Source organism: Streptomyces laculatispora, from assembly GCF_017353455.1.
GTDB classification, from domain to species: domain Bacteria; phylum Actinomycetota; class Actinomycetes; order Streptomycetales; family Streptomycetaceae; genus Streptomyces; species Streptomyces laculatispora.
In genome coordinates this window covers 1-9,894 of the sequence record NZ_JAFMPZ010000211.1, presented here as the reverse complement: position 1 = coordinate 9,894, position 9,894 = coordinate 1, and the positions used below count along the sequence as shown (strand labels likewise).

The 9,894-nt window shown below is 74.2% G+C and carries 8 protein-coding genes and 1 pseudogene; 7 read left to right on the top strand and 2 right to left on the bottom strand.

The annotated features are described in order from the left end of the window. Both J1C73_RS12230 and J1C73_RS12225 read left to right on the top strand, forming a co-directional pair. Positions 1–584 (top strand): ABC transporter ATP-binding protein (locus J1C73_RS12230; RefSeq protein WP_207316391.1); only part of this gene is annotated, 584 nt, incomplete at its 5' end. Next, a complete protein-coding gene (locus J1C73_RS12225) occupies positions 578–3,082 on the top strand; it encodes an FtsX-like permease family protein (protein ID WP_207316390.1) in 2,505 nt (834 codons plus the stop codon). The genes J1C73_RS12230 and J1C73_RS12225, both read left to right, overlap by 7 nt. 75 nt (positions 3,083–3,157) lie before the next feature. On the opposite strand, the gene J1C73_RS12220 is transcribed toward J1C73_RS12225, so the two are convergent. Beyond that, a complete protein-coding gene (locus tag J1C73_RS12220; RefSeq protein WP_207316389.1) occupies positions 3,158–3,838 on the bottom strand; it encodes a phosphotransferase in 681 nt (226 codons plus the stop codon). A gap of 177 nt (positions 3,839–4,015) precedes the next feature. Here J1C73_RS12220 and J1C73_RS12215 point away from each other — a divergent pair, with 177 nt between their 5' ends. From J1C73_RS12215 to J1C73_RS12205, 3 genes are all read left to right on the top strand, one after another. Beyond that, entirely contained in the window at positions 4,016–5,368 is a 1,353-nt protein-coding gene (locus tag J1C73_RS12215) for an alpha-lytic protease prodomain-containing protein (RefSeq protein ID WP_207316388.1), read from the top strand. A 114-nt stretch (positions 5,369–5,482) separates the two neighbouring features. Then, on the top strand, positions 5,483–6,319 hold the full coding sequence (locus J1C73_RS12210; protein WP_207316387.1) for a dioxygenase family protein: 837 nt from the start codon (positions 5,483–5,485) through the stop codon (positions 6,317–6,319). A gap of 160 nt (positions 6,320–6,479) precedes the next feature. After that, positions 6,480–6,692 carry a hypothetical protein gene (locus tag J1C73_RS12205; RefSeq protein WP_207316386.1) on the top strand — a complete coding sequence of 71 codons (213 nt, stop codon included), beginning with the start codon at positions 6,480–6,482 and terminating at the stop codon, positions 6,690–6,692. A 15-nt stretch (positions 6,693–6,707) separates the two neighbouring features. Here J1C73_RS12205 and J1C73_RS12200 read toward each other — a convergent pair whose 3' ends face one another. Continuing rightward, entirely contained in the window at positions 6,708–8,420 is a 1,713-nt protein-coding gene (locus J1C73_RS12200; RefSeq protein ID WP_207316385.1) for a bifunctional 3'-5' exonuclease/DNA polymerase, read from the bottom strand. 119 nt (positions 8,421–8,539) lie between these two features. On the opposite strand from J1C73_RS12200, the gene J1C73_RS12195 reads away from it, so the two are divergent. Together J1C73_RS12195 and J1C73_RS12190 are read left to right on the top strand one after the other, a co-directional pair. Beyond that, the gene (locus tag J1C73_RS12195; RefSeq protein WP_207316384.1) at positions 8,540–9,451 is read left to right on the top strand and encodes an NADP-dependent oxidoreductase; all 912 of its coding nucleotides are present in this window, start codon (positions 8,540–8,542) and stop codon (positions 9,449–9,451) included. A 106-nt stretch (positions 9,452–9,557) separates the two neighbouring features. Next, positions 9,558–9,894 (top strand): annotated as a pseudogene (locus J1C73_RS12190) (DUF2786 domain-containing protein); the annotation flags it as partial.

The window sequence follows — 9,894 nt, the reverse complement described above, 5'->3', positions numbered from 1 at the left end:
TGCTCCAGTGCACCGCCGGTCTCGACCGGCCGACCGGCGGCCGGGTGTTCCTCGGTGACACCGAACTGACCGGGCTCAGCGAGCGGAGGCTGACCCTGCTGCGCCGCAGCCGTATCGGTTTCGTCTTCCAGGCGTTCAACCTGCTGCCCTCCCTCACCGCCGAGCAGAACGTGGCGCTTCCGCTGCGGCTGGCAGGCCGCCGCCCCAAGCGGGGCGAAGTCCTCGACGTGCTGGAGCGGGTGGGGCTGCGCGAGCGGGCGGGGCACCGGCCCGGCGAGCTGTCCGGCGGCCAGCAGCAGCGGGTTGCCCTGGCCCGCGCCCTGGTCACCCGGCCCGACGTGCTCTTCGGTGACGAGCCCACCGGCGCGCTCGACACCACCACCGGACGGGAGGTGCTCTCGATGCTGCGCACCATGGCCGACGGCGGCCAGACCGTGATCATGGTGACGCACGACCCGGTCGCGGCCTCCTGTGCCGACCGGGTGCTGTTCCTCGCCGACGGCCGGGTCCAGGGCGAGCTGCACTCCCCGGCCGCCGAGCAGATCGCCGCGCGTATGACGAGGATGGCGGCGGTCCCGTGCTGAGCCTCGTGCTCCAGGGCATCCGGACCCGCTGGGTCACCTTCGCCGGCTCCTTCATCGCGCTGGCCCTCGGCGTGGGGATCGTCGCCACCACCGGGATGGCGCTCGCGGCCACGTTCGCCGCGCCGCACCAGGGCCCGGAGCGGTTCGCCGCGGCCCCCGTCCTGGTCCGGGGCGAGGACCGGCTGCGGGTGGAGACCCCGATCGGCGTCCGGACGCAGAAGCTCACCGACCCCCGGCCGGTCCCCGCGCAGCTCGCCGCCGAGCTCGCCGGACTCGGCCGCACGGCGCAGGACCGCACGTTCCCCGTCTCGGTCGGGAACATCGTCCTGGACGGCGACGGGACCGTCGGCCACGGGACCGTCGGGCACCCCTGGCCGGTCGCGGCCGCCGCCCCCTACCGGCTCACCTCCGGACGGGCCCCGGCCGCGGCCGGCGAGGTCGTCGTGACGGCGGGGGACGGCTCCGGTGTGCGTACCGGGGACCGGATCACCGTCACCACCCCGGCGGGCAGCGGCAGCAGGACCGTGGTCGGTACGGTGCGCCCGGCGGGCTTCGAGACCGCGGTGTTCTTCACCGCCGCCGAGGCCGCCAGGATCTCCCCGGACATCGACGCCGTGGTGGTGCACGCCGATCCGGCCGCGGTGCGCGCGGCCGTGCGCCGGGACTCCGCGATGGCGGTCCTCACCGGCGACGACCGGCGCCGGGCCGATCCCGATCCGGACCGGGACGCCGAGGCCCTGGTCTCGGTCAACGCCCTGCTGGGCACGGCCGCGGGCATCACCGCCTTCGTCTCGGTCTTCGTGGTCGCCTCGACCTTCTCCTACGGGGTGGCCCAGCGCCGCCGCGAGTTCGGCCTGCTGCGTACGGCGGGCGCCACCCCCGGCCAGGTGCGCCGGCTGGTGTACGCGGAAGCCGTCCTCGTCGGCGTACTCGCGTCGGCCGCGGGCTGCCGGCTGGGCCTGCTCGGTGCGCCCCGGCTTGCCTCCTGGATGGTCGGCGAGGCAATCGCCCCCCACTGGTTCGCGATCGGTGACCAGAGCTGGCCGCTGCACGCCGCGTTCTGGACCGGGCCGGCCGTGGCACTGGCGGGCGCGGTCGCCGCCGCGCACCGGGCGGGCCGGACCGGACCGGTCGAGGCGCTGCGCGAATCCGCCGTCGACAGCGGCTCGATGCCGTTGAGCCGGGTGCTGCTGGGCGCGGCCGTACTGCTGACCGGGATCGTGCTGGTGACCGCCCTGCTCGTCCAGGACCCCGGCGGTGTCCTCAAGCGCAAGACGTACCTCACCCAGCCGATGCTGCTGATCACCGGGTTCGCCCTGTTCGCACCCGTGCTGGTCCGTCCCGTCACCCGGTTCCTCACCTGGCTGCCGGCTCAGCTGCCCGGCGCCACCGGCGTACTGACCAGGGAGAACGCCTCCGCCGGGCTGCGCCGGACGGCTGCCGTCGCCGCTCCCGTGATCGTCACCGTCGCCCTGGCCGCCTCGCTCATGGGCACGACGGCCACCATCGACGCGGCCAAGGCCGCCGAGGCGCGCACCCAGGCGACCGCGGACTTCGTGGCCGCGGCGGACGGTGGGGGCGGCACGCTCTCCCCGCGGTTCGCCGAACGGGCCCGGCACATCCACGGCGCCGCGGTCAGCGCCTCGCGCTCCACCTCCGTGACCGTGCTCGAGGAGGGCACGGCGCTCGTCCGCTCCGAGGCCAGGGCGGTGGACCCGGCGGACGCGGCCGCCGTGTCCGCGCTGCCGGTGGTGGCGGGCCGGTTCGCCGACCTCGACGACGGCGGCATCGTCGTGAACGAGGAGTGGCTGACCACGACGATCGGCGAGCGCGTCGGCGTCTGGCTGGGTGACGGCCGCAAGGTCACCCTGCGGGTGGTGGCCGTGCTCTCCGCCGGCACGGGCGACAACGGCGTCTACCTCACCCCGCACAACGCCGCCGGTGCCGGGATCGACCGGATCGACGTCGGGGTCCGGGCCGGTGCGGACCGGTCTGCCGTCGCGAAGCAGTTGTACGCGGCCGGCCGGGCGACCGGCACCGACGTGCGGACCACGGCGCAGTGGGTGACGGCCAACCACCCGCGCACCGGCGGCAGTACCCGGCTCGGGCTGCTGATGATTCTGGCGATCGCCCTGGTGTACACGGGGATCGCGCTGGCCAACACCCAGGTGATGGCCACCGCGGACCGGGTGCGGGACCTGGCGGTGCTCCGTCTCGCCGGGGCGACGAAGGCGCAGGTGCTGCGGCTGGTCGGGGTCGAGGCGCTGGCCGTGGTCGCGGTGGGCGCGGTGCTCGGCGCGGTCGTCGCCGCGCTGAACCTGCTCGGCGTACGGACCGCTCTGGGCCGGCTCGACGTCGGGTCCGGCGTCGTCGTCCCATGGGGCACCGTCGGCCTCGTGGTGGCGGCGAGCGCGGTCCTGGCCGTGGTCTTCGCCGTGCTGCCCGCCTCGCTCGCGCTGCGCACCCGGCCGGTCGAACTCGCGGGCACACGCGAGTGACCGGGGCCCTGCGGCGCGGACGGGCTCACGGCCGCCCCCGCGACAGCTGATCCACTCCCTGTTGCGGGGAGGCCGTCACCCCGACAGCGACGCGACCAGGTCCGACGCCTCGTCGATGAGGGCCAGTTCGGCCGGGCTCATCGTCGGATTGGCGGCGCGGCGGGCAGCCGCGGCGGCGAGGTGGCGGGCCGGGATGCCGTCGTCGGCGGCCAGAAGGGGCATCAGGGTGTCCAGCAGCGCGCGGGCGCCCGCCGCTGCCGGGATATGCGGATCGACCGCGACCTGGGCCAGGATCAGCGCGGTCATGGCCCGGTCCAGGGCGGGCGGGCCCTCCTCGGTGTTGCTCCAGTCGATCACCATGGGGCCCTCGGCCGTCAGCATCACGTTGCCCGGATGCAGGTCGAGGTGGAGGATCCGGTCCTCGGGATGTGCCGAGAGCCGGGCCGGGACGGTGTGCAGATCGGCGAGCAGACCGGCCAGCATGGCGGAGCCCTCGTCCCCGCCGAGCTCGCCGGAGACCAGGGAATCCAGCATCGTCGGACCGGACAGGCGCTGCATGATCAGGTCGCCGGGACCGGCCGACACGGGCAGCGGACCGAGCCGGGGAACCGGGTAGCCGGAGGCCGAGAGGTAGGACATGACGGGCATCTCGCGTGTGGCGTCCAGCTCGACGCGATAGCGCCGCAGGACCCACTCCTCGTCCAGTTCGTATACGTCGGCGGTGCGTCCGGTGCCGAGCAGTTGGCCTATTCGCATGAGGGGAACCTACTCGCGCGGGCCGCACGCGGGGAGGCCGGGATCGGGGTTTCGCCGCCGGTCACGGCTGCCCATAACGTGATGCGATGGGGTGGACGGGATCTCCTGGAGCCGGGTGCGCGCGGCTACGTTGTCGGAAATTCCCCCGCAACCAAGGAGAGTTCCGTGGAGAGATCCATGCTCCGAAGACGTGCACTGGCCGCGTGTACCGCCACCGTGGCCGTCGGTGCGCTCGCCCTGGCCGGGCTGACCGGCGCCGCGTCCGCCGACGCCTCATCCGTTGCCAACGCCCCCGCCGCCGGGGCGGACCGGCTCTCTCCCGGTCTGCTCAAGGCGATGCAGCGGGATCTCGGACTGACCGCCGGCCAGGCACGGGCCAGGGTCGGCGAGGAGACCCGCGCGGCAGCGGTGGCCGCCGGGCTGCGGCACTCCCTCGGCGCCGGTTTCGCCGGCGCCCGGGTGAGCGGCGACGCGGCTGAACTGACCGTCGCCACCACCGACTCGGCGGACACCGCCAGGATCACCGAGGCCGGTGCGCGGGCCGTCGTCCTCGCCCACAGTCTGGCCGAACTCGCCTCGGCCAAGGCAGCCCTCGACCGGGTGGCGCTGCACCGGGCGCCGAAGGACATACCCGTCTGGTACGTCGACGTGCGCACCAACCGCGTCGTCGTCGAGGCCGACCGCGGCGCCGCGGCCGACACCTTCCTCGCCTCGGCCGGAGTGTCGCGGCAATTGGTGACGGTCAGTCAGTCAGCACGCGTACCCCGTACGTTCACGGATCTGCGCGGCGGTGACGCGTACTACATGAACGGCTCGGGCCGCTGCTCCATCGGCTTCCCCGTCAAGCGCGGTACCCAGGGCGGGTTCGTCAGTGCCGGGCACTGCGGAACCCCGGGCGTCAGCACCAGCGGTTACAACCAGCAGGCCCAGGGCTCCTTCCAGGGCTCCACCTTCCCCGGCCGCGACTACTCCTGGGTCGCCGCGAACACCGGCTGGACCCCGCGCCCCCTGGTGAACGGCTACGGCACCGGCGATGTGACGGTCACCGGTTCCACCGAGGCGCTGGAGGGCTCGTCGGTCTGCCGCTCGGGCTCGACGACCGGCTGGCACTGCGGCACCGTCCAGCAGCGCAACAGCAGCGTCACCTACCAGGAGGGCACCGTCTCCGGAGTGACCCGCACCAACGTGTGCGCCGAACCCGGCGACTCCGGAGGCTCGTTCGTCTCCGGCAGCCAGGCCCAGGGCGTCACCTCCGGCGGCACCGGCAACTGCTCCCAGGGCGGCACGACGTACTTCCAGCCGGTGAACCCCGCCCTCCAGGCGTACGGACTCACCCTGGTCACCAGCGCCACCCCGACCGATCCGACCGGCCCGCCGACCGATCCCGGCGGGAGCTGGGCGGCCGGCACCGTGTACGCCGCGGGCGACGTGGTGACGTACGGCTCCGCCAGGTACCGCTGCCTCCAGGGACATCAGGCCCAGGCCGGCTGGACGCCCGCGAACGTCCCCGCGCTCTGGCAGGCGCTGTAGCACCTGTACCGCGCTCCGAGCCCCTCCGGCGATCGAGGAGCGGGGCCCCGGGCAGTGCCCGGGACCCCCATGCACCCGAACGTGCCCTTCCCCCACCATCCCGAGGAGTCCGCCATGACCCCCGACCCCATCGACCGCTTCTCCGAAGACCGGCGGATCAGCCGCAAGACGCTGCTCAAAGCGGCCCTGGTGGCCACCGCCGTCCCGCTGTTCGCCGGGACCGGGGTGGCGCTGGCACGCGACACCGGCTCCACCGGCGTCCCGCTCGCCCCGACCCCGGACTGCGATGACGGCGACGACCCGACCCACGACCAGATGGAGGGCCCGTACTTCAAGCCCAACTCCCCGCTGCGTACCAGCCTGGTGACCTCCGGGACGCCCGGCGTCCGGCTGACCGTCAGCGGCTATGTCTTCGGGCGGGCCTGCAAGCCCATCCCCGGGGTGCTGCTCGACTTCTGGCAGGCCGACACCAACGGCGCGTACGACATGAGCGGATTCGGCTTCCGCGGGCACCAGTTCACCGACGCGTCCGGCGCGTTCACCCTCTCCACGGTCGTGGCGGGTCTGTATCCCGGCCGCACCCGGCACATCCATGTGAAGGCCCAGGCGCCCGGCAAGAGGATTCTCACCACGCAGCTCTACTTCCCGAACGAGCCGCGCAACAACACCGACAGCATCTTCGACCCGGCGCTCCTGATGAACGTCCGGTCCGTCGGCTCCGGGAAGGAGGGGTCCTTCGACTTCGTCCTCGACGTCGCGCAGGACCCGACGGACCCGACGGATCCGACCGATCCGCCGACCGGCCCGGGCGGCAGCTGGGCGTCCGGCGCGGTCTACCACGCGGGAGACCGCGTCACGTACGGCGGGGTCGCGTACCGCTGTCTGCAGGCGCACACCGCCCTGACCGGCTGGGAGCCGCCGAACGTCCCCGCGTTGTGGGAACGCGGGTAGACGAGCGGACCGGCGGGCACCACCGCCGCGCGTGTGCCCCGGGCTCCTTCCCCGGGGCACACGCCGTATCCCGGCCCGGCCCGCTCCCCGGGCCGCCGCCGCGGGTGTTTGCGCAGTAGCCTGGAGGGACGCGGGGGACGGCCCGAGGAGGCCATGAGGCATGGAAACTCTGATCACCGTCGCGGTAGTCATCGGCATGATCGCCGTGGTGGCGTACGCGATCCATCTGCTCAACGGACGCAACCGCCACCGGCACTTGGCCGCCTCCGGTCCCCAGGACCACGGACTCACCGTGTTCCGCACCCCGGCCGCCGGCCGCCGCGGCGGTGATGGGCCGCGTCGTCCGTGGCGGCGTCCTCCGGGCAGCCCCTGACCTGCGATCCGGCCCTTACTTGGCGTCCGAGTAGCGCCGCACCACCGCCGTGGTGAACGGGAAGCGCACCGGTGTCTCACCGAAGGCCGTCCGGCCGGCCAGCTCACCGGCGGCCCGGATCGCCTCCACCACCGTCTCGGCCTCCTGCTGCGGACAGTGCACGATCACCTCGTCGTGCTGGAAGAAGACCAGTTCGGCCCGGAGCCCGGCGGTGGTGATCGTCTGGCGCAGGGCGGCCAGGAGCAGCAGCGCCCAGTCGGCGGCGCTGCCCTGCACCACGAAGTTACGGGTGAAGCGGCCGCGCGCACGGGCGTTGGACGAGGCGTAGCCGGGCGTGAAGCCGCCGTCCGCCGCGTGCTCGGAGCCGGTCGCCGGAGCGTCGTCGCCCTCCTGCGGGATTCCGGCCTCCCCGTCGTCCCCGCTGCCTGCCGCGGGCGGGCTGGTCCGGCCGAGCCAGGTCCGTACGAGACGGCCTTCCTCGCCGGCCTTCGCGGCATCGTCCACATAGGCGACGGCATGCGGGAATCTACGGCGCAGGGCGGCCAGATTCTTCAGGCCGTCCCCCGAGGTCTGGCCGTAGACGGCGCCGAGCAGGGCGATCTTGGCGTGGTCGCGGTCGCCGTGGAAGGCGCGGTCGGACAGCGCGGTGTAGAGGTCGCCGTCGTGGCCGGCCACCTCCATGAGGCCCCGGTCGCGGGAGATCGCGGCCAGCACTCTCGGCTCCATCTGGTCGGCGTCCGCGACGACGAGGCGCCAGCCCTCGTCGGCGACGACCGCTTGCCGGATCACCTTGGGGATCTGCAGCGCCCCGCCGCCGTTGGTCGTCCAGCGGCCGCTGACCGTGCCGCCCGGCTGGTACTCGGGGCGGAAGCGGCCGTCGCGGACCCAGTCCTGGAGCCAGCTCCAGCCGTGTGCCGTCCAGATCCGGTACAGCTTCTTGTACTGGACGAGCGGTCGCACCGCCGGATGGTCCAGCTCCTCCAGCTCCCAGCGCCGGGTCGACTTCACCTTGATGCCGGCCTGGGCGAACGCCCGCACCACGTCGGCGGGGAGGTCCGGGCGGACCCTGCGGCCGAAGGCGGCGGACACCTCGTCCGCCAGCTCGGCCAGCTTGCGCGGCTCGCCACCGCCCGCGTACCGCTCGCCCAGCAGCTCCTGAAGGACGTCCCGGTGGACGTCGGCCCGCCAGGGCAGACCCGAACGGTGCATCTCGGCGGCGACCAGCATGCCGGCCGACTCGGTGGCCGTCAGCAGGCGCATCCGGTCCGGACGGTCCGTGGCGTCGTGGCGGACGAGCTGGTCCGCGTACACCTGGAGCAGGGCGTCGAAGGGCAGGTCCGTGCCGGACCTGGGCTCGAACAGGGAGGACTGGGAGCCGGGCACCGCCGAGCGCGGCGGCGGATCGGGCGGCACCGGGGCGCCCAGCAGCCGGGCGTGGGCGGCGGCCGCGGAGCGGGGTTCGCCCAGCCGGCCCTCGTGTCCCAGCAGGAGGGACTCGGCGGCCTCGATGTCGTAGCAGCGCGCCACCCGCACCCCGGCGGCGAGCAGCCGGGGGTAGATCTCGGTGGTCGAGCGCCACACCCAGCGAGTGACTCCGGGGCGGGAGCGGACGGCCTCGACCAGGTCGGGTTCGGTCGCGACCGGGGCGGTGGGCAGGCCCGTGCGGTCGAGCGGGACGAGGCGGGCGCCACCGCTCTCCGTGGTGGCCAGGGCCCAGCGTTCGGTCATACGGCCGAGTCTGGCACCCGGCACTGACAGCGGGGCGACGTGCGCGTGCGCGTCGCAGACGGGAGGATCGGCAGGGGCCTGCTTAGGGGCCCGGAGCAGCCACCGAGGGGACAGGCGCGATGGAAGCGATCGTTTTCGAGGAGTTCGGCGGACCCGAGGTCCTGCGTCCGGCCCGGGTCGAGGACCCGCACCCGGGTCCGGGGCAGGTGCGGGTGAAGGTCAAGGCCGCCGGGGTGAATCCGATGGACTACAAGATCCGGCACGGCTGGATGCAGGAGGCGTTCCCCACCTCGCTCCCGGCGATCCCGGGCGTCGAGTTCGCCGGGGTGGTCGACCGGACCGGGGAAGGGGTCACCGGGGTCGAGGTGGGCGACGAGGTGCTCGGCTGGAGCGCCACCGGCTCCTACGCCGAGTACGCCCTGGCCGATGCCACGCTCGTCGCCCCCAAGCCGGCCGAGCTGAGCTGGCAGGACGCAGCGGCGCTGACCATCGCGTCGAACACCGCTCAGCGCGTCCTGGACGAGCTCGCCGTGGGCGAGGGCGACACACTGCTGCTGCACGGGGCGGCCGGAGCCGTCGGATCGGCCGCGGTGCAGCTGGCGGCGGCGCGGGGCGCGACCGTGATCGGTACGGCGTCCGCGGCCAACCACGACTATCTGCGGGTGATCGGCGCGACCCCGGTGGAGTACGGGGAGGGGCTGGTCGGCCGGGTGCGCGATGCCGCCCCACAGGGTGTGGACGCGGTCTTCGACGTGGCGGGGCGCGGTGCGCTGCCGGACTCCATCGAGCTGCGCGGCGGCACCACCGACCGGATCGTCACCATCGCCGACCCGAAGGCGGCGGAGTACGGGATCGCCTTCTCCGGGGGCGGCTCCCGGTCCGGGGCGCAGCTGGCCGAGCACGCCCGGCTCGCGGCCGACGGCGAGCTGCGGGTGCCGGTCGAACGGGCCCTGCCGCTCGTCGACGCGGCCGACGCGCAGCGGCTGAGCGAGGCGGGGCACGTACGGGGGAAGCTCGTCCTCCTGCCCTGACCCAGCCCCTGGGCCGGTCGGCCACGGACGCCGGAGCGGGGCCGGCGGAATTCATCCACAGGCTGTGGATGAATTCCGCCGACCCCGCCACGCCTACCCTGACCTCATGGAACCGGTGATCGACCAGGCATTCGCGGCCGCCCTCTACTCGGACGGCGACGCCGGTCTCGACACCGGCGCCTCCCTCCTCGCCGCCGACCCGGCGACCGACGCCGAGCTGCTGCGGCGCGGCGAGGAGTTCGTCCGGCGCGCCTGGGAGCGCGGCTGGCTGCCCGCCGATGTCGTACGGGTCGTCCGTCGCGAACTCGACGAGCGCGGGGCCGGTCTGGCCGCCGGACTGATCACCTCGGAGGTCCGGCGGTACGAGCGGCTGCCGCCCCGCTGGCAGTCCCAGCTGGACGAGCTGCCGCCGGGGGTGCCGCCGGGCCGGCCCGACCGGTTCT

Coding starts and splice junctions, on each gene's coding strand:
- J1C73_RS12200 (WP_207316385.1), bottom strand. CDS start 8,420: ATGACCGAACGCTGGGCCCTGGCCACCACGGAGAGCGGTGGCGCCCGC.
- J1C73_RS12205 (WP_207316386.1), top strand. CDS start 6,480: ATGGAAACTCTGATCACCGTCGCGGTAGTCATCGGCATGATCGCCGTG.
- J1C73_RS12210 (WP_207316387.1), top strand. CDS start 5,483: ATGACCCCCGACCCCATCGACCGCTTCTCCGAAGACCGGCGGATCAGC.
- J1C73_RS12220 (WP_207316389.1), bottom strand. CDS start 3,838: ATGCGAATAGGCCAACTGCTCGGCACCGGACGCACCGCCGACGTATAC.
- J1C73_RS12195 (WP_207316384.1), top strand. CDS start 8,540: ATGGAAGCGATCGTTTTCGAGGAGTTCGGCGGACCCGAGGTCCTGCGT.
- J1C73_RS12215 (WP_207316388.1), top strand. CDS start 4,016: ATGCTCCGAAGACGTGCACTGGCCGCGTGTACCGCCACCGTGGCCGTC.